The sequence below is a fragment of the Cryptosporangium japonicum genome, from assembly GCF_039524755.1.
Taxonomy (GTDB): domain Bacteria; phylum Actinomycetota; class Actinomycetes; order Mycobacteriales; family Cryptosporangiaceae; genus Cryptosporangium; species Cryptosporangium japonicum.
The window spans coordinates 1-25,757 of record NZ_BAAAGX010000009.1 but is presented as its reverse complement, the minus strand read 5'-3'; the positions used below and the strand labels follow the sequence as shown (position 1 = coordinate 25,757).

The 25,757-nt window shown below is 72.0% G+C and carries 23 protein-coding genes, 2 pseudogenes and 1 riboswitch; of the genes and pseudogenes, 12 read left to right on the top strand and 13 right to left on the bottom strand.

What is annotated here, in order from left to right; all coding sequences use genetic code 11:
* Positions 1 to 106: 106 nt before the first annotated feature.
* Complete coding sequence (locus ABD437_RS11195; RefSeq protein WP_344648725.1) at positions 107 to 988, top strand: ABC transporter substrate-binding protein; 882 nt, start codon at positions 107 to 109, stop codon at positions 986 to 988.
* 44 nt (positions 989 to 1,032) lie between these two features.
* Here the strand turns inward: ABD437_RS11195 and ABD437_RS11190 are convergent, their stop codons facing one another.
* Together ABD437_RS11190 and ABD437_RS11185 are read right to left on the bottom strand one after the other, a co-directional pair.
* A complete protein-coding gene (locus ABD437_RS11190) occupies positions 1,033 to 2,028 on the bottom strand; it encodes a ribonucleotide-diphosphate reductase subunit beta (RefSeq protein ID WP_344648724.1) in 996 nt (331 codons plus the stop codon).
* Positions 2,028 to 4,334 carry a ribonucleoside-diphosphate reductase subunit alpha gene (locus ABD437_RS11185; RefSeq protein WP_344649024.1) on the bottom strand — a complete coding sequence of 769 codons (2,307 nt, stop codon included), beginning with the start codon at positions 4,332 to 4,334 and terminating at the stop codon, positions 2,028 to 2,030. The genes ABD437_RS11190 and ABD437_RS11185 overlap by 1 nt, the downstream gene beginning before the upstream one ends.
* 174 nt (positions 4,335 to 4,508) lie before the next feature.
* Positions 4,509 to 4,683: riboswitch (cobalamin riboswitch) on the bottom strand.
* Between the two features lie 186 nt (positions 4,684 to 4,869).
* On the opposite strand from ABD437_RS11185, the gene ABD437_RS11180 reads away from it, so the two are divergent.
* Genes ABD437_RS11180 through ABD437_RS11170 form a run of 3 tightly spaced genes read left to right on the top strand, consistent with a single transcriptional unit; the run spans position 4,870 to position 6,112 of the window.
* Entirely contained in the window at positions 4,870 to 5,352 is a 483-nt protein-coding gene (locus tag ABD437_RS11180; RefSeq protein WP_344648723.1) for a GNAT family N-acetyltransferase, read from the top strand.
* Between the two features lie 41 nt (positions 5,353 to 5,393).
* Entirely contained in the window at positions 5,394 to 5,714 is a 321-nt protein-coding gene (locus ABD437_RS11175; RefSeq protein WP_344648722.1) for a hypothetical protein, read from the top strand.
* Positions 5,711 to 6,112, top strand: a complete 402-nt coding sequence (locus ABD437_RS11170) for a MerR family transcriptional regulator (protein ID WP_344648721.1) — start codon at positions 5,711 to 5,713, stop codon at positions 6,110 to 6,112. The genes ABD437_RS11175 and ABD437_RS11170 overlap by 4 nt, the downstream gene beginning before the upstream one ends.
* Before the next feature lie 195 nt (positions 6,113 to 6,307).
* Here the strand turns inward: ABD437_RS11170 and ABD437_RS11165 are convergent, their stop codons facing one another.
* Together ABD437_RS11165 and ABD437_RS11160 are read right to left on the bottom strand one after the other, a co-directional pair.
* Positions 6,308 to 10,999, bottom strand: a complete 4,692-nt coding sequence (locus tag ABD437_RS11165; protein WP_344648720.1) for a diguanylate cyclase — start codon at positions 10,997 to 10,999, stop codon at positions 6,308 to 6,310.
* A 113-nt stretch (positions 11,000 to 11,112) separates the two neighbouring features.
* Positions 11,113 to 12,606 (bottom strand): mannitol dehydrogenase family protein, encoded by a 1,494-nt coding sequence (locus tag ABD437_RS11160; protein WP_344648719.1) that lies wholly within the window; start codon positions 12,604 to 12,606, stop codon positions 11,113 to 11,115.
* Positions 12,607 to 12,735: 129 nt separating this feature from the next.
* Between ABD437_RS11160 and ABD437_RS11155 the strand changes: the two genes are divergently transcribed.
* Positions 12,736 to 13,020 (top strand): hypothetical protein, encoded by a 285-nt coding sequence (locus ABD437_RS11155; protein ID WP_344648718.1) that lies wholly within the window; start codon positions 12,736 to 12,738, stop codon positions 13,018 to 13,020.
* Here ABD437_RS11155 and ABD437_RS11150 read toward each other — a convergent pair.
* The gene (locus ABD437_RS11150; protein ID WP_344649023.1) at positions 13,010 to 13,564 is read right to left on the bottom strand and encodes a TetR/AcrR family transcriptional regulator; all 555 of its coding nucleotides are present in this window, start codon (positions 13,562 to 13,564) and stop codon (positions 13,010 to 13,012) included. The two genes, ABD437_RS11155 and ABD437_RS11150, sit on opposite strands and share 11 nt — an antisense overlap.
* Here ABD437_RS11150 and ABD437_RS11145 point away from each other — a divergent pair.
* The 3 genes from ABD437_RS11145 (at position 13,563) to ABD437_RS11135 (ending at position 16,528) form a co-directional block, all read left to right on the top strand.
* Positions 13,563 to 14,129 carry an alpha/beta hydrolase gene (locus ABD437_RS11145; protein ID WP_344648717.1) on the top strand — a complete coding sequence of 189 codons (567 nt, stop codon included), beginning with the start codon at positions 13,563 to 13,565 and terminating at the stop codon, positions 14,127 to 14,129. The two genes, ABD437_RS11150 and ABD437_RS11145, sit on opposite strands and share 2 nt — an antisense overlap.
* A 102-nt stretch (positions 14,130 to 14,231) precedes the next feature.
* Positions 14,232 to 15,827, top strand: a complete 1,596-nt coding sequence (locus tag ABD437_RS11140) for a DUF2142 domain-containing protein (RefSeq protein ID WP_344648716.1) — start codon at positions 14,232 to 14,234, stop codon at positions 15,825 to 15,827.
* Between the two features lie 17 nt (positions 15,828 to 15,844).
* On the top strand, positions 15,845 to 16,528 hold the full coding sequence (locus ABD437_RS11135) for an acyltransferase (protein ID WP_344648715.1): 684 nt from the start codon (positions 15,845 to 15,847) through the stop codon (positions 16,526 to 16,528).
* Here the strand turns inward: ABD437_RS11135 and ABD437_RS11130 are convergent.
* Positions 16,525 to 17,943 carry an aminotransferase-like domain-containing protein gene (locus ABD437_RS11130; RefSeq protein WP_344648714.1) on the bottom strand — a complete coding sequence of 473 codons (1,419 nt, stop codon included), beginning with the start codon at positions 17,941 to 17,943 and terminating at the stop codon, positions 16,525 to 16,527. The two genes, ABD437_RS11135 and ABD437_RS11130, sit on opposite strands and share 4 nt — an antisense overlap.
* A gap of 64 nt (positions 17,944 to 18,007) precedes the next feature.
* On the opposite strand from ABD437_RS11130, the gene ABD437_RS11125 reads away from it, so the two are divergent.
* Complete coding sequence (locus ABD437_RS11125; protein ID WP_344648713.1) at positions 18,008 to 19,078, top strand: pyridoxal phosphate-dependent aminotransferase; 1,071 nt, start codon at positions 18,008 to 18,010, stop codon at positions 19,076 to 19,078.
* A 51-nt stretch (positions 19,079 to 19,129) separates the two neighbouring features.
* Entirely contained in the window at positions 19,130 to 19,306 is a 177-nt protein-coding gene (locus ABD437_RS11120; RefSeq protein ID WP_344648712.1) for a hypothetical protein, read from the top strand.
* On the opposite strand, the gene ABD437_RS11115 is transcribed toward ABD437_RS11120, so the two are convergent.
* From ABD437_RS11115 to ABD437_RS11105, 3 genes and pseudogenes are all read right to left on the bottom strand, one after another.
* Positions 19,299 to 19,856, bottom strand: a complete 558-nt coding sequence (locus ABD437_RS11115) for a TetR/AcrR family transcriptional regulator (RefSeq protein ID WP_344648711.1) — start codon at positions 19,854 to 19,856, stop codon at positions 19,299 to 19,301. The genes ABD437_RS11120 and ABD437_RS11115 overlap by 8 nt on opposite strands.
* Positions 19,853 to 20,203: a VOC family protein gene (locus ABD437_RS11110; RefSeq protein ID WP_344648710.1), complete on the bottom strand. Its 351-nt coding sequence runs from the start codon at positions 20,201 to 20,203 to the stop codon at positions 19,853 to 19,855. Before ABD437_RS11110 ends, ABD437_RS11115 begins: the two co-directional genes overlap by 4 nt.
* Positions 20,194 to 21,218 (bottom strand): annotated as a pseudogene (locus ABD437_RS11105) (threonine aldolase family protein). The gene ABD437_RS11110 and the pseudogene ABD437_RS11105 overlap by 10 nt, the downstream one beginning before the upstream one ends.
* A 72-nt stretch (positions 21,219 to 21,290) precedes the next feature.
* Here ABD437_RS11105 and ABD437_RS11100 point away from each other — a divergent pair.
* Positions 21,291 to 22,181 (top strand): LysR substrate-binding domain-containing protein, encoded by an 891-nt coding sequence (locus tag ABD437_RS11100; RefSeq protein WP_344648709.1) that lies wholly within the window; start codon positions 21,291 to 21,293, stop codon positions 22,179 to 22,181.
* On the opposite strand, the gene helR is transcribed toward ABD437_RS11100, so the two are convergent.
* From helR to ABD437_RS11080, 4 genes and pseudogenes are all read right to left on the bottom strand, one after another.
* A complete protein-coding gene (gene helR / locus ABD437_RS11095; protein WP_344648708.1) occupies positions 22,162 to 24,297 on the bottom strand; it encodes an RNA polymerase recycling motor ATPase HelR in 2,136 nt (711 codons plus the stop codon). The two genes, ABD437_RS11100 and helR, sit on opposite strands and share 20 nt — an antisense overlap.
* 50 nt (positions 24,298 to 24,347) lie before the next feature.
* Entirely contained in the window at positions 24,348 to 24,491 is a 144-nt protein-coding gene (locus ABD437_RS11090) for an acyl-CoA-like ligand-binding transcription factor (protein WP_344648707.1), read from the bottom strand.
* An 8-nt stretch (positions 24,492 to 24,499) separates the two neighbouring features.
* Positions 24,500 to 24,622: pseudogene (locus tag ABD437_RS11085) on the bottom strand (TetR family transcriptional regulator); the annotation flags it as partial.
* The gene (locus ABD437_RS11080) at positions 24,615 to 25,325 is read right to left on the bottom strand and encodes an MFS transporter (RefSeq protein WP_344648706.1); all 711 of its coding nucleotides are present in this window, start codon (positions 25,323 to 25,325) and stop codon (positions 24,615 to 24,617) included. The pseudogene ABD437_RS11085 and the gene ABD437_RS11080, both read right to left, overlap by 8 nt.
* Before the next feature lie 125 nt (positions 25,326 to 25,450).
* On the opposite strand from ABD437_RS11080, the gene ABD437_RS11075 reads away from it, so the two are divergent.
* Positions 25,451 to 25,684 (top strand): hypothetical protein, encoded by a 234-nt coding sequence (locus tag ABD437_RS11075; protein WP_344648705.1) that lies wholly within the window; start codon positions 25,451 to 25,453, stop codon positions 25,682 to 25,684.
* The last annotated feature ends 73 nt before the right edge of the window (positions 25,685 to 25,757 follow it).

Sequence of the window (25,757 nt, the reverse complement as noted above, 5' to 3'; positions counted from 1 at the left end):
GGCCTCACCGACCGAGTGCGTCGTGCAAACCGTCGGGGGGGGCGTGGATGCGAACGCCGTGATCCGGAGGGGCTGCTCCGCGGTCGGTAACGGGCAGGATGGGATCGTGCGCGTGGTTTCCCTGCTTCCCGCGGCCACCGAGATCGTCTACGCCCTCGGGCTGTCCGAGCAGCTGTACGGCGTGACGTTCGAGTGCGACGAACCGCCCGCCGCCCGCCGGGAGAAAGCCGTGGTGGTCGGCGGACGCGACACCCGGGGAATGACGCCGGGTGAGATCGACGCCTACGTGCGGGCGCAGCGGGCCGCCGGCGGTGACCTCTACACGCTGCGCGAGAACGCGCTGGCGGAGCTGCGCCCCGATCTGATCCTCACCCAGGACCTGTGCCGCGTCTGCGCGCTGCCGTCGGGAGAGGTCGAGGTCGCCCTGAAGCATCTCGGGTGCCGCGCCGACGTGCTGTCGCTGGATCCCCACACGTTCGACGACGTGCTCGGAACCATTCGCGCGGTGGGAAGCCACGCCGGCGTGCCCGACCGCGCCGAGGCCCTGCTCGTCCGGCTGCGTGCCCGCCTCGACGCGGTGGCACGCGCGGTGGCCGGCCGGGAGCGGCCCCGGGTGGTGGTGGTCGAGTGGATCGACCCGCCGTTTCCCGCCGGGCACTGGATCCCGGACCTGGTCGTCGCCGCCGGGGGCCGACCGCTCGCCGCCCGCCCGGGTGCGCGCTCGGCCGCGACCACCTGGGACGAACTGACCGGGGCCGCGCCCGACGTCGTGATCGTCAGCCCGTGCGGCGCACACCTGGACGGCGCGATCGAGCAGGCACACACGATCGCGCACCGGTTCCCGGACGCCGCGGTGTGGGCGATCGACGCCGACGGGTTGATCGTGCGGCCCGGCCCGCGCCTGGTGGACGGCGTCGAGGCCATCGCCGCGATCCTCCACCCCGGCGCCGTGCCGGACCGCTCCGAGGCGGTGGCCCGGATCCGCTGAGGCCGGTCGCGTCCGCGACCGACCCCAGCTCGACGAGCGTCGACCTAGAAGTCTTCGTCGAAGGAGACGGATCCCGGGACCGCGACCTGGTACGCGGAGACGCGGCGTTCGAAGAAGTTCGACAGCTCCTGGACGTCCTGCAGGTCCATGAACCCGAACGGGTTCGACGAGCGGTACATCGGGTCGAGGCCCAGCTGCGCCAGCCGCCGGTCCGCGACGTGCTGCAGGTATTCACGCATGTCGATCAACGACAACCCCGGGACGCCCTGGCCGACGAGATCCTCGGCGAACTGGACCTCGCACTCGACGGCCTCGGCGAGCATGTTCCGCACCTGCTGGGCCATCTCGTCGTCGAAGAGGTCGGGTTCTTCCCGGCGAGCGGTGTCGACGACGTCGAACGCGAACGCCATGTGCATCGACTCGTCGCGGAACACCCAGTTCGTGCCGGACGCGAGGCCGTGCAGCAGGCCACGCGAACGCAGGAAGTAGACGTAGGCGAAGGCGCCGTAGAAGAACAGTCCTTCGATGCACGCGGCGAAGCAGATCAGGTTGAGCAGGAACTTCCTGCGGTCCTCGCGGGTCTCCAGGCGGCGCAGCTCGCCGAGGGAGTCGATCCAGCGGAAGCAGAACTCGGCTTTCCGCGCGATCGACGGGATGTTCTCCACCGCGGCGAACGCCTCGAACCGTTCCTGCTCGTCGGGAACGTAGGTGTCCAGCAGGTTCAGGTAGAACTGGACGTGGACGGCCTCCTCGAACAGCTGCCTCGAGAGGTAGAGGCGGCCCTCGGGTGAGTTCACGTGCTGGTACAGGTTCAGCACGAGGTTGTTGGCGACGATCGTGTCGCCGGTGGCGAAGAACGCGACCAGCCGGCTGACGAGGTGACGCTCGGCCGGGGACAGCTTGGTCAGGTCACGCAGGTCACTGTGGAGGTCGACCTCTTCCACCGTCCAGGTGTTCTTGATCGCGTCCTTGAACCGGTCGAAGAAGTGCGGGTAACGCATGGGACGCAGCGTGAGGTCCATGCCGGGATCGAGAAGCATTACTGGCAGGCCTCGCAGGACTCGGGGTTCTCCAGGGAGCAGGCGATCGCTTCGGGCGTGACGGTCGCCTGCTGGATGCGTGTCGCCGGGCGCGACCGCAGGTAGTAGGTGCTCTTGAGCCCGCTCTTCCAGGCGTAGGAGTACATCGAGGAGAGCTTGCCGATCGTCGGCGAAGCCAGGAACAGGTTCAGCGACTGCGACTGGTCGATGAACGGGGCCCTGGCCGCGGCGAGGTCGATCAGCGCGCGCTGGGGCAGCTCCCAGGCGGTGCGGTACAGCGTCTTCACGTCGTCGGGCAGCTGAGCGAGACCCTGCACGGAGCCGTCGGCCTGCTTGATCGCGTTGCGCACCTCGGCCGTCCACAGGCCGCGGGTCTTCAGCTCGCGGACCAGCGCGGTGTTGATCTGCAGGAACTCACCGGAGAGCGTCTCGCGCTTGAACAGGTTCGACACCTGCGGCTCGATGCACTCGTAACACCCGGCGATGCTGGCGATCGTGGCGGTGGGGGCGATGGCGATCAGCAGCGAGTTGCGCAGGCCGGTGCGGCTCACCCGGGCCCGCAGAGCGTCCCAGCGCCCGCCGGTCGTCCGGGCGTTCCAGAGGTCGGGTTGCAGGTCACCGCGGGCGGCGCGGGTGTCTTCCCAGGCCGGGTGCGGGCCGTGCCGTTCGGCGAGGTCGGCCGAGGTCTCGAGCGCGGTGAGGTAGATCTCCTCGGCGATCTTCGTGGAGAGCTGTTTGGCTTCCGCGCCGTCGAACGGCAGTTTCAGGGCGAAGAACACGTCCTGCAGACCCATGACGCCGAGGCCGACCGGGCGCCAGCGCGGGTTGCTCGCCGCGGCCTGCGGGGTCGGATAGAAGTTGATGTCGATCACGCGGTCCAGGAAGACGACCGCGGTGCGGACCGTCGCCCGCAGCTTCTCCCAGTCCAGGTCGGTGCCGGCGACGTGGGCGGCCAGGTTGACCGAGCCGAGGTTGCAGACCGCGGTCTCGTCGTCGCTGGAGACCTCGATGATCTCGGTGCAGAGGTTCGAGAGGTGGACGACGTTGCCGGGTTTCGCGGTCTGGTTGGCGAGCCGGTTCGACGCGTCCTTGAACGTCATCCAGCCGTTGCCGGTCTGGGCGAGCGTGCGCATCATCTTGCCGTAGAGGTCCCGGGCCTTGAGTTTGCGCACCTCGCGGCCGGCCTGCTCGGCGGCTTCGTAGGCCCGCTCGAAGTCCGCACCCCACAGATCCGGGAAGTCGGGGAACTCGTCGGGGTCGAACAGCGACCACTGACCGTCCTCCTCGACCCGGCGCATGAACAGGTCCGGGATCCAGTTCGCCAGGTTGAGGTTGTGCGTGCGCCTGGCGTCCTCGCCGGTGTTGTCACGCAGCTCGAGGAACTCCTCGATGTCCGGGTGCCACGGCTCCAGGTAGACGCAGGCCGCGCCCTTGCGTCGCCCGCCCTGGTTGACCGCGGCCACCGACGCGTCGAGCGTGCGCAGGAACGGGACGATGCCGTTCGACTGGCCGTTCGTGCCCCGGATCAGCGCACCCCGGCCACGGACCCGGGAGAAGCCGATGCCGATGCCGCCGGCGAACTTCGACAGGTTCGCGACCTGGGCGTAACGCTGGTAGATCGAGTCCAGCTCGTCCTTCGGCGAGTCCACCAGGTAGCAGGAGCTCATCTGGGTGTGCCGGGTGCCGGAGTTGAACAGCGTCGGTGAGCTCGGCAGGTACGCGAGGCTGGCGAGCAGCCGGTAGAAGTCGATCGCTTCCTTGGCGGTGGTGCTCAGCCCACAGGCCACCCGCAGCAGCCAGTACTGCGGAGTCTCGACGACGAGGCGGGCGTGCGGGTGGCGCAGCAGGTAGCGGTCGGCCACCGTCCGGAGCCCGAAGTACTCGAAGCGCAGGTCGTTGGACTCGTCGATCGCGTCGTCGAGCTTACGGGCGTTCTTCTTGACGAACTCCGCGGTGTCGTCGCCGATCAGGCTTTGCTCGTGGCCCAGCGCGATCGACTGGCTGAAGCTCGCGATGCCCTGGCCGCGGACCTCTTTGTCGAGGTAGCCGGCGAGCAGCCGCGCGGCGAGGCGAGAGTACTGGGGCTCCTCGCCGATCATCTCCGCCGCGGTCTGGATGCTGAGCTGATCGAGCTCGGCCGTGCTGGCACCGTCGTAGAGACCGCTGATCGTCTTCGTCGCGACCCGGAGCGGGTCGACGTCGGTGAGGTCGCCCGCCCACCGTTCGACGGCCTTCACGATCTTGTTGACGTCCACCGGCTCGGCGTCGCCGTTTGCCGCAGTCAGGTGAATCTGCGTGACGTGCATCTGGGGCCGGCGTTGCACCGGTGTCTCCGGCGTGACCTCGGCGGTTGTCACAACTCTCTCCTCGCGAGTATCTGGACACGCGAGGACCGACGCCGATGCGCACGGCGATGTGCGCGGGATGGCGTCAGCCGTCCCGCGCGGCCTCCGACCGCCGGACCGTTCCCGGCCCGGCGCGCTGGCAGGTCTTCGGACTCGTGGGCGCTCGTACTGGCCTACTGGCCGTCGCTTCCCAGGCTCGCGCCCAGTGCTTGATGACGGCGGTCGTTCCCACTCACCGCTGCGGGGCAGTCCCGGATTTCCACCGGGTTCCCTGTTGCCACGGCCACCCTGGGTGGACGGCCGAACCAGCTGCGCGCACCACCATACGCGCTACCCGCCCCGGGCCCGCGGCACCGACCGTCCCTGGCCCGACTCTTGACGAGCCGGAGGTGACCATGTCCGACCACCGAGCCCACCACCGGCTGTCCAGCCGGTACGGTCTCCTGAACCGTCCGGCGCGCGCTGCTCGGCTCGTCGTGCTGTGGGAGCGTCAGGCATGGTCAACGAAACACTGGGCGTGGACGGCGTCGTGCTGCGCCGCGCCGAACGGGCTGATCTTCCGGCATTGATCGAGCTCCTGGCCGCCGATCAACTCGGCGCTCGGCGCGAGAGCGTGGACGACCTCACGCCGTACGAAACGGCCTTCGCGGCCATCGAGGCCGATCCCGCGCATCTGCTGATGGTGGCGGCGGCCGAGCGTCGGATCGTGGGGACGTTCCAGCTGAGCTTCCTTCCTGGGCTCGCCCGCCGAGGGGCTCTGCGGGCGCAGATCGAGGCGGTGCGGGTCGCCGGCGAATGGCGCGGCCGGGGGCTCGGCGCGGCCATGATGCGTTGGGCGATCGAGGAGGCTCGCCGCCGTGGGTGCGCGACGGTGCAGTTGACGTCGGACAAGTCGCGGCTGGACGCGCACCGCTTCTACCGTCGGCTGGGATTCGTCGCTTCCCACGACGGATTCAAGCTCGTGCTCCGGCAAAACTGACGCTTGCATCCGGTACCCAGGTACAGGCTTACCGTCGAGGCATGACGAGCTCCGACGGGGTTTCCCCCGCCTGCACCTTGCCCACCGCGGAACGGCCGCCGCGCATCGCTGAGTTCGACGACCTGTTCACCACCGCTCGGCGGGTCGAACGGCTCGCGCCCACCCGCGCCCGGGTGGTGCTGGCCGAGACCGGCGGGGTTCGTGCTCGGACCGAGGACCTGACGGCGCGGGAAACCGCATGCTGCTCGTTCTTCACCTTCACGATCACCCCGGCCGGCCCGGCCGATCTCTGGCTGGACGTCGAAGTCCCCGCCGCCCAGGTCGCTGTGCTCGACGGGCTGCTCACCCGAGCCACGGCATGACCGAGGTGCTGCGCACGAGCCAGGTCGCCGCCGCGGCCGGGGTGAACACCCAGACGCTGCGCTACTACGAACGGCGCGGCCTGCTCGCCGAACCCGACCGCACCACCGGCGGCCACCGGCTCTACCCACCCGAAGCTGTCACCGTGCTGCGCGTCATCAAAGTCGCCAAACGCCTCGGGTTCACTCTCGACGAAGTCGCCGACCTCCTCGAAGCCGGCCGCCACCGCCACCGCCCCGACAGCGGTCTGCGGGCCGGTGCGCAGGCCAAACTCGCCGAAGTCGAGGAACGCATCCGCGACCTGCAAACCATTCGTGCCACTCTCGTCGACGCCCTGGACGCCGGATGCGACGACCTCGCCGCCTGCGCGAGCAACGACTGCTGCCTCGGCGTGGCGTAGCCCATTCCGATCCGCGCGCGGCAGCTGGTCGGCCCGCTGGACCCCCGTGAGCGTGTGGGTCGCGCCGAGTGGCTCCGGACTGACCTTCCTCGTCGCCCGCGCCGACGCGGGGCGCCTGAAGCCTGCACGAGCTGCCGGCCGTGCACGACGAGGCCGGCCACGGCACGCTGCGTGGCAAGACCGTGCCCGAGCAGGTCAACCGGCGACCTGGTTGCGGCCGTTCTGCTTGGCTCGGTAGAGCTGCGCGTCGGCGTCGGCCAGGAGTTGGCCCACCTCGGCGTCGGCGTGCGGGACCACCGCGGCGACACCCACGCTGACGGTGACGACCCCGAGCGGTGAGCCGGCGTGCGTCATCGCGAGCTTCTCCACGGCCGCTCGCACCCGCTCGGCGACCACGAGCGCACCGGCCAGATCGCTGTCCGGCATCACCACCGCGAACTCCTCGCCGCCGTAGCGGGCCACCAGGTCGGTGGCGCGGACGCCCTCGTCGAGCGCGGCGGCGATGGCGCGCAGGCAGTCGTCGCCGGCCGGGTGACCGTAGCGATCGTTGTACTGCTTGAAGTGGTCGACGTCGAGGATCGCCAGGGCGAACGACGTCTTCGACCGCAGCCCGCGGTCCCACTCGGTGTCCAGCGCGTGGACGAACCGACGCCGGTTGGCCAGGCCGGTGAGCGGATCGGTGACGCTGAGCTGCTCGAGCCGGTGGTTGGCCTCGGCCAGCTCGGCCGTCCGCTCGGCGATCCGGCGCTCCAGCGTGGTGTAGAGCCGGGCGTTCGCGAACGACACCGCGAGCTGCCCGGCGACGAGCTGCACCAGGTCGAGCCGGTCAGTGGTGAACGCACCCGACGCGAGCGTGTTGACCAGTACCAGCAGCGCCTGCTCGGCGCCCAGGTGCAGCACCGGCACGACGAGCAGCGAGCAGTGGTCGAGGTCGGCGAAGTACGGATCGCGGGCGAACCAGTCGTCGGCGCACGCGTCCTCGACCAGCAGGGTCTCTCCGCTGCGTTCGGCGTACCGGACGGCGCTGAGCGGGACCCCGTCCTCCGAGGCCCACCGGCCGTCGTCGTCGCGGACCAGCACGTGCACCCGGGTCGCGCCGGTCATCGCGCCGAGCACCTCGGTGACCCGGGCGCTCAGCTGGTCGAGGGTGAGTTCGGCGCTGAGCGCCTGCGAGGCGGCGAGCACACCGCGCAGGTCGATGGTGTCCGCGGTGAGGCCGCCGCCGCTCCAGCGGTCCGGCCGCCCGGTGGAAGGGCCGACGCGCCGGGGCGGGAACTCCGCGTCGAGCGCGGCCACTTTTGTCGTCGCGCCCCAGGCCGCGTACAGCTCACGGGCCTGATCGAGGTGGATCCGGCCGGTGTAGCGGAAGCCGCGCTCCAGGTGCAGGCGGGCCACCCGCTCGGTGAGGTGGGCGCGGAGCCACGGACGGGGACCGTCGAGGGCGGAGAGGGCACGATCGTACGCGCGCAGAGCCTCGGCGAAGTCGTCGCGGGCGCGGTGCTGCTCGGCGGCGAGCAGGTCGACCGCGGCGGCGAAGTTCGCCGGGCAGTCCGCGGCCCTGGCGGTGATCCAGTCCGTTGCCGCCCGGAGCTGGGCCTCGTCACCACCGCCGCGGATCAGCGCCAGCGCCCGCAGCAGGTACCCGGTGAACGCCACGGCGGTACCGGAGAGGAACGGCAACGCGGCCTGGTAGACGTCGGTGTGGGCGACGAGGGCGGGGACGTCGTCGAACAGCGCCGCGGCCAGCGCGCCCATGGTGTGGACGTTCCCGATCGCGGTGACGTTGCCGTGCAGCTCGACGTCCGGAGCCGGCATCGAGGCCAGTTCACCGACCAGCACCCGGGCCAGGTCACCGTAGACGGCGAGCGCCCTGGCCGGCTGCTCGTTGCTGGTGCGCAGGCAGAACGCGACCGCGCTGTCGGCCTCGGCGGCCAGGTCCTCCACCCGCTGGGCGCTCTCCAGCAGAGCGCCCAGCTGCGGGAAGGCGGTGTAGCAGGCGTTGTGGAGGTCACCACCGCGGACGAGCCCCTCGTGGGCACGCCGCACCTGCGCGAGCACCTCGTCCGGCGGTGCGAACCAACAGGCCGTGCCCAGCGCGTACAGGAACCGGGCCTGCGACGTATGCGGCTCCCAGCCGTGCTCCTCGCTCACCGCCAGCACCCGGGGCAGGACGTCGTGGCCGAGGCGGTAGTCCTGTCGCCGGGCGACGGCGACGAACCCGAGGTGGCTGACCGGCCCGACCAGTTCGGCGACCGGGCCGTGCTCCGCCCAGAGCCGCGCGCACTCGACGGCCAGCCAGTGCATCGTCGGCTGGTCGCAGAAGAACGCGGCCGGAATCGTCGCGTTGGCGATGGCCGCGATGGCGCGCAGCCGCGGCGGGGCCGCGTCCGCCGGTGCGGCCGTCCACTGCCGCACCCGGTCGAGCCCTTCGTCGATGACGCGGGAGAGTTCCGCGCCGTCCGGTCGGGCGAGCCCCAGTTCGCTCAGCAGCTCCAGCCCCAGCGCGAGGCCGGCGCCCGGCTCCTCCCGCCGGATCAGGCTGCTGATCTGCAGCGCGTCGGCGGTGGCCCGGTCGGCCGGGTCGCCCGGCTGGGCGGCGATCCACGCGTGGAGCGCGTCGGCCTCCGCGGTCCGTCCCAGCCCGACCAGCGCCGCGTGCCGCGCCGTCGCCGACGCCACGTCACGACCGACCAGGTGCTCGGCGGCCGTCATCAGCCGGTCGACCGACTCCCAGTCGCTGAGCAGCCGGGTCGTCGCTGCGGCGCGGCGGCACAGGTCGGCCGCCCGGCGTCGCTCGTCCGGATCGGTGACCGACGAGAGGACCGGCAGGTACTGGGTCGCCGCGACCACTTCCCGGCCGGGGACGGTGGCCAGCCGGCGGGCGATCGCCAGCCGGAGCGGCCCGGCGTCGTCGCCGGGCAGCAGCGCGGCGGCGGCCTGCTGCGCGCGGTCGTGGACGAACTTCACGGCCAGCTCGTCGAGCGCGTGGTCGACGACGAGCAGCCCGGTCTCCAGCGCCGGCGCGAGCGCCTCGTCCAGCGCGGTACCCGCCAGACCGGCGGCCCGGCCGATCGTCTCCGGATCGAGCTCACCGCCGAGGAGCGCCAGGGCCGCGAGCACGTTCCGGGTGGACGCGGAGAACTCGGCCATGCGTGCGGTGAGCAGCTCGACGACGTTGCCCGCCCCGACCGCGTTGCCGTCCCACCGCCAGCCGTGGCGGTCGAGGGACAGCCGCTCCTCCCGACGTAGCTCGTTGAGCACCTGGATGGTGTCGAACGGGTTCCCGCCGGTGTGTGCGCGCACCGCGTCGGCGAGGTCGGCCACGTCGGCGATCGGGGCGCGGAGGATCTCGGCGACCAGCTCCGTGCAGGCCGGCGTCGACAGGCTTTCCAGCCGGAGGTACTCGACGTCGGTGTTCAGCCGCCGCCACCGGTCGAGCATCGGGGCGAGCGGATGGTCCGGCCCCACCTCCTGGTGCCGGTACGCGGCCACCAGCAGAACGCACGGCGGGCCGCCCCCGCTGATCATCGTGTCGACGAACGCCAGCGGGGACGGCCCGGCCCACTGAACGTCGTCGAGGACGAGCACGATCGGTCGCTGCGGAGTGGCCAGGGTGCGCAGCACGTCCAGCGCGAGCTGGATCAGTTGGGTCTGTCCGGTGCGCACGTCGGCGTCGGACAGGTCGACCGGCGGCGTTCGCAGGACGGCCCCCAGCTCGGGGTTGAACGCCGCCAGCAGGCCGGCCCGGCCGCCGAGCACGGCACGCAGCCGGTCGCGGACGGGTTCCAGCTCGACGTCCTGCTCGGCCAGCAGCAGCCGCCCCAGGCTCCGCAGCGCCTGCCGCACCGCGTCGCCGTCCTCGTCCCGCCGGTGCTTGTCGAACTTGCCGCCGACCAGCCAGCCGCCCGCGCGGGAGACGACCGGGCGCAGCTCGGCGATCAACCGGGACTTGCCGACCCCCGGTGCGCCACTGACCAGGACCGCGCCACCGTCCGGTGCGCCGCACACGGTGGTGAACGCGTCGGTGAGTACGCCGACCTCGCGGTCCCGGCCCACCAGCCGCGCCGAGGGAGTCAGCCGCCGCGGGAAGTCCGCGGTGCCCAGCGGGAACACCGCGCCCGGGTGCTCTGCCACCCGCTCCAGGTCCAGCGCGACGCCCAGCGCGCTCTGGTAGCGACGCTCGGGATCCTTCTCCAGCAGCCGGACGATGATCGCCGACAGCGACGGCGGAACCGCGCTCACGAGCTCGATCGGCGGCCGCGGTATCCGGGTGAGGTGGTCCTGGACGAGGCGCAGTGGGTCGCCGTCACCGAACGGGGCCGCACCGGTGGCCGCGCGGTACAGGGTCGCGCCGAGGCTGTAGAGGTCGGCGCGCTGATCGACCGAGCGGGCGGTCCGTCCGGTCAGCTCCGGAGCGAGGTACGCCGGGTCGCCCACGATCTGCCGTGCGTGGAGGAAACCGGGGCGTTCCTCGGCGGCCGTGGTCGCCAGGTCGAAGTCGACGAGCACCGGACCGGCCGGGGTCAGGAGCACGTTCGACGGCGCGAGGTCACGATGGGTGACGCCGCGGGCGTGCACCTCGCTGAGCGTGTGCGCCAACTGCCGGGCCAGCGCCGGGAGGTCGGGCAGCGGCACCCGGCCGGTGGCCAGCGTTACGTCGCCGAGGTCGGCCAGCAGCAGGGCGTGGCCGGAGCCACTGATCAAGGGGACCACACCGGCGACGCCGGCCAGCCGCTCGAGGATGGTGCGCTCGTGGTGGGCGCGGGCCGCGGCACCCGGCCCGAGCATCTCTTTGCACACGGCGGTTCCGCGCCCGTCGGGCCCGGCGACGCGGCTGACCCTCGTGCGGGCGCTACCGGAGATCGTCCGTGTGCGCGCGTCGGTCATCTGCCAACCGCCCGTTCCAGACCGGTGCCGCCTGCCCCGGACCGAGGCGTGCGCCTTCTTTATCGGCCCGGGCGGACGCGATCCAAGGAGTCCGCGCGACGCTCCGGGTTCGGTCAGTCGCCGCGCTCGAGGGCGCGCAGGGTGGCCGCGGCGCCGTTGCGGTGCAGCGAGTCGAGGGCGGCCAGGTACGGCGTCCGGAACGCCGGTTCGTCCACCAGGTCACCGAAGAGCTGCGGGTCACGCAGGAACGCGGCCGGGTCGTCGTCGTACCGGCCGGCGGCCGCGGTGAGGCGTTCGGACAGCCGGTCCACGACGTCGATCGGGGCGCCCTGGTCGTCGACCCCCTCGGCGTAGCGGGCCCAGCTCGCGCAGAGGGCGGCCGCGAGCGTCACCGGCCGGCCGGCGGCGAGGTTCGCGCGCACCGCGGGCAGCACGAACTTGGGGATCCGGTCACTGGCGTCCGCGCCGAGGCGGGCGAGGGTGTCACGCACCTCGGGGTTGGAGAAGCGTTCGACGAGCGTGTGCTTGTACTCGGCCAGGTCGATGCCGGCGACGGGGCGGAGCGTCGGAGTGGCCTCCTCGTTCAAGTACCGGGTCAGGAACGCGGCGATCGCGGGATCCCGCGCGGCCTCGTGGGCGTACCGGTGACCGGCGAGCCGGCCGACGTAGGCGATCGCCTGGTGACCTGCGTTCAGCAGGCGCAACTTCATCAACTCGTACGGTTCGACGTCGGACACCAGCTGGACACCGGCGTGCTCCCAGGGCGGCCGGGCCGCGCCGAAGTCGTCCTCGAGCACCCACTGGAAGAACGGCTCGGCCACCACCGGCCAGCCGTCACGCACCCCGAACCGGGTCGCGGTCTCCGCGCGGTCGGCGTCGGAGATGACCGGGGCGATGCGGTCGACCATCGAGTTGGGGAAACGCACCGACGACTGCAGCCAGTCGGCGAACTCGTCGTCGGCCAGCCGTGCGTAGGCCGTGAGCATCCGCCCGGTGAGGTGCCCGTTGCCCTGGACGTTGTCGCAGGACATCACTGTGAACGCCGGGATGCCGCGTTCCCGGCGGAGCTTCAGCGCGGCCACCAGGTACCCGAAGATCGTGACGGGTGTCCGCGGGTGCGCCAGGTCGTGGCGGATCCCGGGGTCGTCGGCGAGGAACTCACCGGTCACCTGGTCGACGAAGTACCCCCCTTCGGTGACGGTGAGCGAGACGATCGTGACCTCGGGCCGGGCCATCCGCTCGATCGCCGCGGCCGGATCGTCGGGTGCGAAGACGTAGTCGACGATGCTGCCGATCACCCGCGCCTCGCGGCGGCCGTCCGCGTGTTTGAGCAGCAGCGTGTACAGGCCGTCCTGGCTCGTCAGCACATCCGCCATCCGCCGGTCCGACGGCAGGACGCCGATCCCGCAGATCGCGAACTCCCGGCCGAGCCCGGCGGCGAGCAGCCGGTCCACGACCATCGCCTGGTGCGCCCGGTGGAAAGCGCCCACCCCGAGGTGCACGATTCCGGCCGTGAGGCCCCGCCGGTCGTACTCCGGGACGTCGACGAGCCCGGCCGCCGCGATCGCGGGCAGGGTGGTCTCGGTGAGGGGAACGGCGTTCGTCATGGCGGCTCCTGTCCGGGAACTCGGTACTTGAGACCCTAGGTCGGGGGAACGGGCGGACAGCGGCGCGCCGGAGCACAAAATCGCGCGGAAGTCTCGACTTTTTCGAACGCCTGTACGTATCCTGCGTCCATGGCTTCTGGCACCCGCCCACCGGTCGAATTCGGGTTGAGTCTCACCATCGACGAGGCGACCTATCCGATCCGGATGTACGGCCGCAGCGAGGACGATCTGCGGGCCAAGTTCGAGGCCGACTTCGGTCGTCAGATGCCCCGCTACCACCGGTGCCTGGACGAGGACCGGCCCGCGGTGCGGATCGAGTGGGGCCAGGTCAAGGAGTGGTCGATCTCGAAGCCGGAGCTGCTGCGGCGCTGGGGCTCGACCCTCCCGCAGGTCGAGGAGCAGCTCAGCGCGTGAGCAGCGCGGCGCGCAGCGATTCGTAGAGCCACTGCTCGGCCTTGTCGAGCGGCCAGCCGTTGTCGTCCACCAACGTGAAGTACGACGCGTTGCAGACGTGGTACCAGAGGCGCCCGGTCGCTTCCTCGACGTCGATGCCGGGGCGGAGCGCGCCGAGGTCGGCCAGTCGTCGCGCCGCGAGTTCGAGGCCCCCGCGCAGTGAGGCGTTGGCCAGCGCCAGCGCTTCGGCCGCGTTCTCGTGGTGCGGGGCGGTGGTGACGATGACGCGCATCAGCGGGGCGGAGCGTTCGAACCGTTCCCGGGTGGCCCGGACGACGAACCGCAGCAGGGTGTCCGCGTCGGGCTGGGACTCGATCCGGGCGTAGTCCTCGGCGACGTCGGGCGCACTGGTCCGCGACTCGATGAGGGTCTTCAGCAGCCCTTGTTTCCCGCCGGTGACCGCGTAGACGGTGGCCGGCGCGACCCGTGCCCGCCGCGCTATCTCGTCGACGGTGGTCTTCTCGAAACCGGACTCGACGAACAGGTCCCGGGCGGCCTCCTCGATGGCGCGCCGGGTCGCGGCGGTCGACTTCCTCGTGGACGAAGTCGAGCGCCGGGACCTGACCGACGTCGTGCTCGTCGGCCACAGCTGGGGCGGGATCCCGGTGGTCGCCGCGGCCGAGCGGCTGCGTGCACGGCTGGCCCGAGTGGACTTCTTCAGCGCCTTCATCCCCCGCGCCGGGGAGTCGATGGCCGACGCGATGGGCCCCGAGGTGGGCGCGTTCCTGCGGACGTCGATCGAGTCGGCCCCGGACCGCACGATCAGCGTCGACTTCGCGTCGTTCCAGGCCTCGCTGATGCCCGGTGAGCCCGAGAAACTGCAGCGGCTGGTCTTCGGGCAACTGGTGCCGCAGCCCGGCGGATACATGCTCGACGCGCTCGATGCCGTCGACGTCCCCGGGCTGGGCGTCCCGGTCGGTTACGTGCTGGCGGCCGACGACCGGGCGCTGGCCGCGCCGGGCGCCGAGCTCGCGGCCCGGGCGGGCGTGGAGCCCGTGCTCGTTCCCGGCGGCCACGAGGCGCTCCTCACCGCACCCGACCGTGTCGCCGACGCGCTGCTGGGGCTCTAGCCAGCGGACACGCTCGGAAGCCTGCGGAGCCGCGGGCGCCGTCCGGGTTAAGTTCCGCCGGTGTTTTCCGTTATCAGCCGCTTTGCTGGGGTACCGCGACTCGTGTGGGCGATCGTCGCTCTCCACCTGGCGGTCGTGCTGTGCCAGACGGCGCTCTTCCCCAACTTCCGCGCGCCGGACGAGCGGCAGCACGCCGACCTCGTCGTCATGGTGGAGCAGGGAAAAGCGTGGCCGTGGCCGGGGCCGGGTGAGCTGGACGTGTCAAAGGGCAGCCGGGCCGGCGGCTTCACCATCTCCACCCGGGCGCCGGAACGGATGCACCTGCCCGACCGCACCGTGCCGCCCCGCGACGACCGGGCGTCGTATCTGGACGCGGGCGGCAACGAGACCGGACCGTCGTTCAACCAGCTGATCCAGCACCCGCCGCTCTACTACCTCGCCGGTGCGGCGTTCCTGGCCGCGGTCCCGGGCTGGGAAGACGCTCCGTTCGACCGCGTCTTCCTGCTCCTGCGCTGGTGGAACGCGCTGCTCACCGCGGCGCTGCCGCTGCTGCTGTGGGCGACCGCGCGCCGGCTGCGACTACCCCGGCCGCTGCCGGTCGCCGCCGCGCTCGTCCCGCTCGCGATTCCGGAGCTGACGCGCAACGAGTCGGCGATCAACAACGACAACCTGCTCGTCGTCCTGATGGCCGCGGTGACCTTCCTGGTGGCGCGGGTGCTGACCGGGGACACGTCCCGGCGCACCGCGCTGTGGATCGGCGCGCTCAGCACGGCGGCGCTGCTGACCAAGGGCTTCGCGCTGCTGATACCGGCCTGGATCGGGCTGGTGTACCTGGTCGCCGCCCACCGCTACGGCCGCCGGGCCGCGTTGACGTCACTGGCGATCGCCTGGGTGACGGCGGTTCCCGGCGCGTTGTGGTGGGTGCACAACAAGCTGGTGTACGGCTCGATCCAGCCCGACGGCCGGACGTCGGAGCCGACCGAGGTGGCCGCCCGGTTCGGCTGGTCGGACGGCGGGGACCGGTGGCTGCACAACCTGGTCGAGCGGGTCGGCACCCTGTTCTTCGTGCAGGACCAGTCGGGTCGTCGACTGCACGACTGGCCGTGGAAGGCGGCCTGGCTCGCGGTCGCGCTCGTCGTGCTGGCCGTACTGGTGACGCTGGTGCTGCGCACGCTCGCGAGGTCGACGACGCTCCTGCTGCTGGTGCCGGTCGTCGGCCTGTTCCTGATCGTCGCCAGCGGGACGTGGGCCAACTTCGTCACCGAGCGCAACCTGTACAGCGGGATGCAGGGACGCTACCTGTACGGCGGGCTCGCCGGCCTGGGTGTGGTGGCGGTCGCCGCGGCGTCGCGGCTGCGTGACCGGGTGCGCTGGGGTGTGCCGCTCGCGGTCCTCGTCCTCGCGGCCGGCCTGCACCTGCTCTACCTGCACTCGGTGCTCGAGCTGTTCTGGGCGTCGCGGTCCGCGTCCGGGACGTCGGCGTTGAGCACGGCTGTCCGGGCCATTTACCACTGGTACGCGCTGCCGCCGGCCGTGTTGCTGTTCGTCATGGTGTCCACGGTGACGATCGGTGTCGCGGTCGCGTACTCGTTGGCGCGCCTCGGGAAGCGTCGGCCGCCCGGCGTGTCCGCCCCGGTGATCCCGGCCCGTGCCCCCAGTGACGAGGAGGTGGGGATCCCCCTGCACGCGGCACGCTGACCGCTTAACCTCCGTGGGTGAACATCGGCATCAAGTCGTTGCTGAACCGGGGCGTGCTGGCTGGGTGGCGCTGGCTCGACCAGATCGGCAAGGTGACGCCCGGCACCCGGGCCGCCGCGGGTTTCGGCAGCTTCGGCGCGCACTCCAGCATCGGCTTCCCGTCGGCGACCCTGATGAACACGCGGTCGATCCACATCGGCTCCGGGGTCATCGTCGGCCGCCAGGTGACGCTCTCGGTCGGCTACTGGCCGGACTTCCCCGGCATCCCCGAGCGCGGGCTGGTGATCGGCGACCGGTGCGTCATCGGTGACCGGTCGGGCCTGGTCGCGCACGAGCTGATCGAACTCGGCGACGACGTGTGGTTCGGGCAGGACGTGTTCGTCTGCGACGCCAGCCACGGTTACCAGGACCCGGACCTGCCGATCGGCAACCAGTTCGGTGATCACCTGCCGGTGCGGATCGGGTCGGGCTCCTGGGTGGGGCACGGCGCGATCATCCTGCCCGGCACCACGATCGGGCGGAACGCCGTGGTCGCGGCCGGCTCGGTGGTGCGCGGCGAGGTCGAGGACCACTGCGTCGTCGGGGGCGCGCCCGCGAAGCTGATCCGTCGCCTCGAGCCGGGCGTCGGCTGGGTGGGGCGCCGCGGCGACGTGCGTCCGGTGCGGCGCGGTTACTTCGGCGAGGAAGAGGAGTCCGCCTAGACCGCCAGCGGGGGCGGCCCGGCCGGAGCCGAGTGCGGATCGTAGGACTGCCAGGCCAGCGCCAGCCGGTGGACGGCCTCGGTCAGCTCGGCGTGCGACGCCAGGAAGTGCAGGCGGACGTGGTCGGTGCTGCCGCCGGTGGCGTCGAGACCCGCGCCGGGCAGCACGGCCACGCCGTGGCGGAGTGCGGCCTGGGCGAACGATCCGCCGCCGCCGCGGGGGAGCCGGATCCAGAGCGTCTGACCGCCCCGGACGGCGGGCACGTGCCAATCCGGGAGCGCACGCGCCAGCTCGGTGCGTAGATGGTCGTGCCCGTCGCGGCGGCGCGACGCACTGCGCTCGCGCAGAGCGTCCAGATGAGGCAGCAACTCCGCGGCGGCGAGCTGCGCGGGAACGTTGCCGCCGAGGTCGTGGACCGCACGCAGGCGGGCCAGCCGGCTGATCACCGGAGCCGGTGCGCGCACCCAGCCGACCCGCAGGCCGCCCCAGGCGACCTTGCTCAGCGAACCGACGGTGAGCACCCCGTCGTCGTGGGACGCCAGCGGAGGCGGCGGCGGGGGTTCGTCGGGGAAGCCGAGATCGACGTGGACCTCGTCCTCGACGAGAACGGTGCCGGCCGCTTCGGTGACCAGCCGCCGCCGGGCCGGCTCGGACAGCACCGCACCGGTGGGGTTGTGGAAGCTCGGGATCGTGTAGACGAGCGCCGGGCGCAGCTCGGACACCGCCGGGCGCAGCCGGGGCAGGCCGATCGGCAGCCCGCGCACGACGGCGGCTTCTTCGCGGAACGCCTCGAGCGCACCGGGGTAGGTCGGCGTCTCGACGAGGACGCGGTCGCCCGGGCGCAGCAGGGCACTGGCGATCAGCGACAGCGCCTGTTGTCCTCCGGTGGTGACCAGGATCTGCTCGGGTGCGGTGGGGACTCCGCGGTCGGTGTAGCGGTCGGCGATCGCCCGGCGCAGGCGGAGCAACCCGGTCGGGTGGTAACCGATGTCGCCGACGAGGTCGGCCAGCGTCGCCACCGCGCGCGAATAGGCGTCGACCAGCTCCGGGGGCGGGGCGTCGGGCGCGGCGCACGCCAGCAGGATCACGCCGTCGCTCGGTTCGAGCAGGTGCAGGAAGCCCGGCGAGTCGGTGGTGGGCCGCGCGGCCTCGGCCGGCGGGCCGGCCACCCGGGTGCCGCTGCCCTGCCTGCGCACGATGCGGCCCTCGACCGCGAGCTGGTCGTAGGCCGCCACGACGGTGGTGCGGCCGACCGCCAGCTCCGCCGCGAGCGCACGATCGGGCGGCAACCGCGTGCCCGGCGGTAGTTCGCCCTCGTCGACGAGGCTCCGGATGCGCGCGGCGAGCAGCAGGTACAGCGGCCCGCGCCCGGACGACCACCGGCCCAGACGCTCCACCAGGTTGATTGGCTCCATCGGCGAACCAATTTAGCGTCTTTGGCTCTGCCGGGGAGCGGAGCGGGCTCGGATCATCGGTGGCATGACTAGTCCAATGCTTTCGCTCATCGACGAGACGGTTCGCTACGACCTCGCGGAGAGCACGTGCCCACCGCTGACCACCGGCGAGCTGGGCACGCTCCCCGACCTGACGCTCGGCTACGGAACCTCGACGGGGAGCCGGGAACTGCGCGAGCTGATCGCCGCGGACTGCGGGGTGCGGCCCGACCAGGTGCTGGTGACGGTCGGCGGGATCGAGGCGATGTTCCTGCTGGCCCAGGTCGTCGGCGGGCGGGTCCTGCTGGTGACGCCGTGTTTCCCGCCGGCCAGGACGGCTCCCGAGGCGATCGGGGCCGAGGTCGACGTCGTGGAGCTCTCGTTCGACGACGGCTACCGGTTGCCGTCGATCGCGGCGGCTCTCACCCCGCAGACGCGGCTGGTGTCGCTCGCGTCCCCGCAGAACCCCTCCGGTGTCCGGTTCACCGACGCCGAACTGCAGCGGCTCCTGGCCGAGGTCGCCGAGCACGCGCCGGACGCGGTCGTGCTGATCGACGAGACGTACCGCGCTTCGACGTACGACGGGCTGGTGCCGCCGTCGACCGCCGGGCTCTCGCCGCGGATCGTCACGTGCTCGTCGCTCTCCAAGGCGCACGGCGCGCCCGGCCTGCGCATCGGCTGGTTGACCACCACGGACGCGGAGCTCTACGAGCGGCTGCGCGAGATGAAGTTCCTGACCACGGTCGCGTGCTCGAACGTCGACGAGTATTTCGCGGCCGAGGTGTTCCGACGGCAGGAGCCGATCCTGGCCGCGCGCACCGAGCACCTCCGGCGCGGGCTCGACGAGGTGGTGCGCTGGTCGCGTGAGCAGCGGTTCGAGCTCGTGGTGCCGGACGGGGGAGCGCTCTGCTGCCTGCGCCTGCCGGGCCCGGTGGGCGACTTCTACGAGCGCCTGGCCACGTTCGACGCCCGGGTCGCTCCCGGCTCCTGGTTCGGCGCCGACGACCGGGTGTTCCGGGTCGGCTTCGGGCACCTCCCGATCGGCGACCTCCGGACGGCGCTGGACGCGGTCGGCCGGTCATACCCCGTGGCGCAGCGCGTCGAATGCTCCGCGTGATGCCGCAGAACTACTCAGGTGCGAAAGTGCCCCGGCGGCGAGGCTGGAGTCATGTCGATCACCGAGATCCGCTGCCTCCTCACCCGACGCGCCGGCGTTTCGATCCGACCGACCGCCACCGTGGCCGGTTCCTTCCCGAAGCGCGCCGAGGCCACCGACCGGATGGTGTGCCGGTCGCTCGACCCGACCTCCCGCGAGGTCGTCCGGGCGCAGAAGAAACTCATGTAGGCCAGTTACGCAGCAGGGCGTCGAGCGCGTCGTGGATACGGGTCCACGACTCCTCCGAACCGGGGGAGCTGTGCGCGAACGCACCGGCCGACTCCAGGCTCGTGAACCCGTGGAAGACGCTGCCCAGCAGCCGCACGGCATGGGTCTGGTCGGGCTCGGACAGGTCGTACCCACGTAGGATCGCCCTGGTCATCTCCGCGTTCCGCGGCCCCGCGCTGGCCGCGGCCGTCTCCGGGTCGAGCCGGGTGCGTGCGGCCTCGTACCGCCCGGGATGCTCACGCGCGTAGTCGCGGTAGACGTTGGCCAGCGCGACCAGCGCGTCCCGCCCCGCCCGACCGGCCAGCGCGGCTTCGCCGCGATCCGCCAACTCGGCCAGTGCGACGAGCGCGATCCGCGTGCGCAGGTCGCCGGAGCCGCGCACGTGCGAATACAACGTCGAGGTGCGGACGCCCAGGCGCCGGGCCACCGCCGACACGGTCACGCCGCCGAACCCGACCTCGTCGGCGAGTTCGACGGCGGCTCGCACCACCCGATCGGGCGTGAGCGTCACGCGTGCTGGGCGACGTTGACCACCGTGCCGTCGGGCGTCCGCACGAAGAAGCGGTAGACGCCCCACGGCTCCCGGGTGAGCGGGTGCACGATCTCGTAGCCCCGCCGCTGGGCGTCGTCGTACGCGGCCTCGACGTCGTCGACCTGGACGGAGAACGCCGAATCCTCCGGCGCGGTCGCGTCCCGCGTCACCAGCTGCACGTTGGCCCCGGTCTCCGGGGACGTGAACCGGGCGACCCAGCCCAGGTTGAACTCCTCGCTGCTCAGCCCGAGGAAGTCGGTGTAGAAGGTCTTCGAGGTCTCGATGTCGGCCACCGGAAGGTTGACCAGAACGCGATTCACCCGCATGCGGCCAGTATGGACCGCACCTCCGACGAGAACCGGTCGACGTCCGGCGGGGTGCTGTCGAACGACGTCATCCAGCGTGGTCGTGGATCGACTCGTCCCAGTCGTAGAAGTGGAAGCGCCGGTGCAGCTCGGCGAGGGCGGCCGGCGGGAGCGTCGCGAACACCGCGTTGGACTGCACCGGATGGCTCACCCGCAGGCCGGGGACGTCGCGCACCTGTTCGTGCAGCCGCGTCGCCATCGCGTTCGCGTGTGCGGCGTTGGTACGCCAGAGGTCGGTCTCGAGCAGCGCGACGAACTGCGCCGAGAGGAAGCGCATCTTCGACGCCAGCTGCATCGAGGCCTTACGGGAACGGATCAGGGCGTGTTCGAGCCCCGGGGTGAGCACCACGACCGCTTCGCCGATCAGCAGGCCGTTCTTCGTGCCGCCGAACGAGAGGAGGTCCACACCCACGTCGGTGGTGAACGCGCGGAACGGCAGGTCGAGGTGGGCGGCCGCGTTGGCGAGCCGGGCACCGTCCACGTGGACGCGCACGTTCCTCGCGTGGGCGAACTCGACGATCGCCCGGATCTCGTCGGGGGTGTAGACGGTGCCGAGCTCGGTGGGCTGGGCCAGCGACACGACCTGCGGCTGGGCGCGGTGCTGGTCGTCGAAGCCGCGTGCCTCCCGTGCGATGGCCGCCACGGTCAGCTTGCCGTGCTCGGTCGGCACCGGGAGCAGCTTCAGGCCGGCCACCTTCTCCGGCGCGCCGCACTCGTCGACGTGGACGTGCGCGGTGTCCGCGCAGATCACCGACGCCCACCGGTCCGCGGCCGCCTGCAGCGCGACGACGTTGGCGCCGGTTCCGTTGAAGACCGGATAGGCCCGGGCCTCGGCGCCGAAGTGGGACCGGAAGATCGTCTGCAACCGCTCGGTGTGGTCGTCCCCGCCGTAGCTGACCTGATGGCCGACGTTGGCCGCGGCGATCGCGCCCAGGACCGAGGGGTGCACGCCGGAGTAGTTGTCGCTGGCGAACATGATCGCCAGTCTCCGACGCGCGCCTAAGGTCGCGAAACCGCGTCCTCGCAGCGCTGAGCCTAGGATTATCCGATGCTCGCGACCCGCCGTCTGCACGTTCTCGTCGCGCTCGCCGACGCCGGTTCGATCGCGGGGGCGGCCGCCGCGGTGGGGTGCAGCGCCGCCGCCGCGTCCCAGCAGCTGACGTTGCTGGAGCGGGAGAGCGGCGCGCAGCTGCTGGAACGGTCGGCCCGGAGCGTGCGGTTGACCGGGGCCGGTGAGCTGCTCGTCGAACACGCCCGGCGGATCCTCGCCGACCTCGACACGGCCGAGCAGGAAGTCGCGGCGGCCGGCTCGGTCGGCGGCGGACGGCTGCGGATCGGGTCGTTCTCGACGGCCGCGCGCCGGCTGGTCGTTCCCGTCCTCGGCACCCTGCGCCGCCGCCATCCCCGCCTGCGGCTCTCGTTCGCCGAGCTGGAGCCCGAGCACGCGCTGCCCGCCGTGCGGGCCGGCGAGCTCGACGCCGCGGTGACCCACCGCTACCACCTGCTCGCTGCTCCCGACACGCACGGCGTGCGGACGACGACGCTCTACACCGAGCCGCTCCTGCTCGCGGCACCGTCGGCGGTGGCGGCGCACGTCGCCGACCTGCGTGCGTTCGCCGACGCCGACTGGGTCGCGACCTACCCCGACCGCGGATTCCAGGCGGTCACCGAGCTGACCGCGCGGCTGGCCGGGTTCGAGCCCCGGATCACGTGCCGCGCGGCCGGCTACCCGGTGGTGCTGGAGCTGGTGACCGCGGGCCTGGGGGTGGCGTTGGTGCCCCGGTCGGCCGCGACGCCCCAGCCGGGCCTCCGGCTGCTGGAGATCACCGAACCGGCCGGGCTGGCCCGCACCGTCGAACTGACGACGCGGGCCGCCGATGCCTCCCCGGCCGTCGCGGAGTTCCGGCGCGAACTGCGGGTCAGGAGCTCGTCACTATGACCAGTCGCTGGGTGGCTCTGGTCATCGCGACGTAACGGTCCACCGCGCCTTCGATGCCGGTGCCGAACGACTCCGGATCGACCAGCACGACCAGGTCGAACTCGAGTCCCTTGGCCAGTTCCGGCATCAGCGAGCGCACCCGGGCCGTCGCCGCGAAGTCCGGGTGCCCGATGACGCACGCGATCCCGTCGTCGTTCGCCGCCTGCCACTCGGCCAGGATCGGCTCCAGGTCGGCGAGCGACCCGTGCGTCACCGGCACACCGCTGCGCCGGATCGAGGTCGGCACGTTGGCGTCCGGCAGCGCGGCCCGGATGACCGGCTCGGCCTCGCTCATCACCTCCTCCGGCGTCCGGTAGTTGATCGTCAGCGACGCCAGCTCGACGCGGGACAGCCCGATCCGCTTCAGCCGCTCCTCCCACGACTCGGTGAAGCCGTGCCGCGCCTGGGCACGGTCACCGACGATCGTGAAGCTCCGCGACGGGCAGCGCAGCAGCAGCATCTGCCACTCCGCGTCGGTCAGCTCCTGCGCCTCGTCGACGACGACGTGCGCGAACGGCCCGGCGAGCTGGTCGGGTTCGGCGACGACCAGGCCGCTCTCGTCGATCAGCACGCCCTGGAAGCTCCCGCGCACCATCGTCATCAGCCCGTAGCCGTACTCGTCGTCGGCGGCCTCGATCAGATGGTCGACGACCTGGTCCATCTGCTCCTGCCGGGCGGCCACCTCGGCGGTGCGCTGCCGTTGCCGCCGGTCGAGGCCGGGGTCGCCGAGTCGCTGCCTGGCGGTGTCCAGGAGTGGGAGGTCGGAGGTCGTCCAGGCCTTCGCGTCGACCCGCTGGAGCCGGGCGACGTCGGACGCGCTCAGCCAGGGAGCGCACTTGCGCAGGTACGCCGGCACGGACCAGAGGTCGGAGACCAGATCGTCGGCGTGCAGCACCGGCCAGGCGCGGCTCAACGCTCCCCGGAGATCGGTGTTGTGCTCCAGCGACTCCCGCTTGTCCTCCGAGGTCTTCGCGACCAGGATCTCGACCAGCTCGTTCCAGATCTCCTCGCGGGCCTCGTTGTGCGGGGTCCCGTGGCCCACCGCGTCGAACGCCTCCGCCCAGTCCTCGGCGCTGAGCCAGACGGTGGTCTGGTCGACCGCGACCCGCGTGCCCTTGCGCGGCGGCTCCTCGTAGAACCGCACCGCGGTCTCGATCGCGTTCACCATCCCCACCGACGCTTTGAGCGCGGCCACGTCGGCGTCGGTCTCGCCGGGCGCGTTCGCCCCCTCGGGAACGAGGTCACGCAGCGTGCAGATCTGCACGTCCTCCTCGCCGAGGCTCGGCAGCACGTCGGACACGTACGCCAGGTACGGCTGGTGCGGGCCGACGAACAGCACGCCGCCGTGGCGTGAACCGAGCCGCGGGTCGGAGTAGAGCAGGTACGCGGTGCGGTGCAGCGCCACGACGGTCTTGCCGGTGCCCGGCCCACCGTCGACGACGAGCGCGCCGCGGGAGCTCGCGCGGATGATCGCGTCCTGGTCGGCCTGGATCGTGCCGAGCACGTCGCGCATCCGGTCGGAGCGGTTGCCGCCGAGGCTGGCGATGAACGCGGACTGGTCGTCGAGCGCCGCGTGGCCCTCCAGCCCGTCGGGCGTGAACACCTCGTCCCAGTAGTCGTTGATCCGGCCGCGCGCCCACCGGTAGCGGCGGCGGCTCACCAGGCCCATCGGGTTGGCGTGGGTCGCGCCGAAGAACGGTTCGGCGGCGGGTGAGCGCCAGTCGACCATCAGCCGACGACCGTCGCCATCGGTGAGGCCGAGGCGCCCGACGTACACCGGCTCGGGGTCACCGTCGTGGACGACCCGACCCAGGCAGAGGTCCAGGCCGAAACGGCGCACCGTGCGTAGCCGCGCGCTGAGCCGGTGCACCTCCTGGTCCCGGTCCATGGCTTTCTGACCGATGCCACCGGGCGCCTTGAGCGCCACGTCGAGCCGCTCGGTGAGGTCCGCGATCAGCTCCTCGAGGCTCTCCGCGATCGCCGCGAAGTGTTTCTCGTCGTCGGCGATCAGCGCCGGGTCGGCCTTGGCCGCGAGCCGCTCGGGCAGATCGAATGCGCTGGTAGACACAGAATTCACGTCGTTAGCGTGAGCCCTGACCGGGGTCTTGCCGCAAGTCCCCCTCTCCGCTATACGTTGAAGTGGGAGGAGAGGCCGTTCTCCAGGTGCTCGAGCGCCGCGTCGACGATCGGCGGCAGCTCGCCCCGCGTCCCGGCCCACTCCTCCACGGCGGCCAGCAGCACGCCGATCACCGCACCGGCAATCGCCCGCACCGCGAGCTCCGGTCGACGGTCGTCGACTGGTAGCCCTGCGCGCGGAACAGGCGCAGCGCGTGCGTCTGGATCGCGGCCCGGGTGCGTGCCTTCTTGCGTTCGCGCAGCCCGAGCGTCGGGCGTTCAGCCATGGACGAGATCCTGCCTTCCGGGAAGCAGTGCGGCGGCGGCCACCGCGCCCACCACCGCGACTCCGGCGGAGACCAGCAGCGACACCCGGAATCCGGCCACGAACGCGGCCCGGGCCGGTTCGGCCGCGACCAGGAGCCCCTCGGTGAGACCACGCCGGGCGCCGTCCGGCAGGTCGTGGCCGCGGTAGACCGCCACCAGCACGCTGCCGAAGACCGCCGCGCCGAACGGTCCGCTGGCCTTGTTGAACGCCTGCACGACCGCGGCTCCGACGCCGCTGCGCTCGGCGTCGAGGGTGGCGATCGCGGCCGACGTGGACGCGGCCAGCGCGAGGCCGGTGCCGGCCCGGATCGTGCCGCCGATCGTGAGCACCAGCCCACCGGCGCAGCTCGTGGTGCCCACCGGGTCGAGTCCCGGCCGTTCGGACGCCCGCGACTCCGGAACGAGCACTGACGCCCCGACCAGCGCGACGACCACGACCGGCACGTTGATCAGGAACACCCAGCCCCACCAGAGGTGAGCCAGCATCCAGCCGCCGACCAGCGGGCCCAGCGGCAAGGCGACGAAGTTCGCCGCCTGGTAGATCCCGACCGCACGGGGCCGCTCGTCCTCCGCGAACAACACGACGAGCGCGGTCAGTGCCATCACCGTGATGCCGGCCCCCGCGACGCCCCGCACGGCCCGGCCGACGAGGAACAGCGTCAAGTGGCCGTCGGTGCATCTCCTCCGGAGCCGCGATGCCGAGCAGTCGAGCACTCGCGTCGTGTCGGCGTATCAAACGGCTTGTCCGCGGCTCTGTACCCGTGACGACCACTGGGGGAGGAGCGAACGTGGACTACGCAGTGACGTTGGAAGTCGTGCGGCTGGCCGAGCAGTTCCACGAGCGATTCGACGAGGCCCGGCGGGCCGCGCGGTTCGACGGTCTGGCCGAGGCACGCAGGCAGGCGGCCGCGGCGTTACCGCAGGACGCGGAGCTGATGTACCGGCGGCTCACCAGCCTGCAGTGCCTCACCTCCCGCCCGGACCTGGCCGAGCACTTCCTGGACGGCAACCTGGTCGACTAGGGCCTGTTTCAAAGGTTCAGGCCCTAGTAGTACTTCGTTAAGTCGGCGTGTTGGGGAGTGTGTTTGTCGGGTC

Coding starts and splice junctions, on each gene's coding strand:
- ABD437_RS11110 (WP_344648710.1), bottom strand. CDS start 20,203: ATGCGGGTGAATCGCGTTCTGGTCAACCTTCCGGTGGCCGACATCGAG.
- ABD437_RS11165 (WP_344648720.1), bottom strand. CDS start 10,999: ATGACCGACGCGCGCACACGGACGATCTCCGGTAGCGCCCGCACGAGG.
- ABD437_RS11100 (WP_344648709.1), top strand. CDS start 21,291: ATGCTCGCGACCCGCCGTCTGCACGTTCTCGTCGCGCTCGCCGACGCC.
- ABD437_RS11145 (WP_344648717.1), top strand. CDS start 13,563: ATGGCGCGCCGGGTCGCGGCGGTCGACTTCCTCGTGGACGAAGTCGAG.
- ABD437_RS11155 (WP_344648718.1), top strand. CDS start 12,736: ATGGCTTCTGGCACCCGCCCACCGGTCGAATTCGGGTTGAGTCTCACC.
- ABD437_RS11160 (WP_344648719.1), bottom strand. CDS start 12,606: ATGACGAACGCCGTTCCCCTCACCGAGACCACCCTGCCCGCGATCGCG.
- ABD437_RS11185 (WP_344649024.1), bottom strand. CDS start 4,334: ATGCACGTCACGCAGATTCACCTGACTGCGGCAAACGGCGACGCCGAG.
- ABD437_RS11175 (WP_344648722.1), top strand. CDS start 5,394: ATGACGAGCTCCGACGGGGTTTCCCCCGCCTGCACCTTGCCCACCGCG.
- ABD437_RS11125 (WP_344648713.1), top strand. CDS start 18,008: ATGACTAGTCCAATGCTTTCGCTCATCGACGAGACGGTTCGCTACGAC.
- ABD437_RS11120 (WP_344648712.1), top strand. CDS start 19,130: ATGTCGATCACCGAGATCCGCTGCCTCCTCACCCGACGCGCCGGCGTT.
- ABD437_RS11170 (WP_344648721.1), top strand. CDS start 5,711: ATGACCGAGGTGCTGCGCACGAGCCAGGTCGCCGCCGCGGCCGGGGTG.
- ABD437_RS11130 (WP_344648714.1), bottom strand. CDS start 17,943: ATGGAGCCAATCAACCTGGTGGAGCGTCTGGGCCGGTGGTCGTCCGGG.
- ABD437_RS11180 (WP_344648723.1), top strand. CDS start 4,870: ATGGTCAACGAAACACTGGGCGTGGACGGCGTCGTGCTGCGCCGCGCC.
- ABD437_RS11190 (WP_344648724.1), bottom strand. CDS start 2,028: ATGCTTCTCGATCCCGGCATGGACCTCACGCTGCGTCCCATGCGTTAC.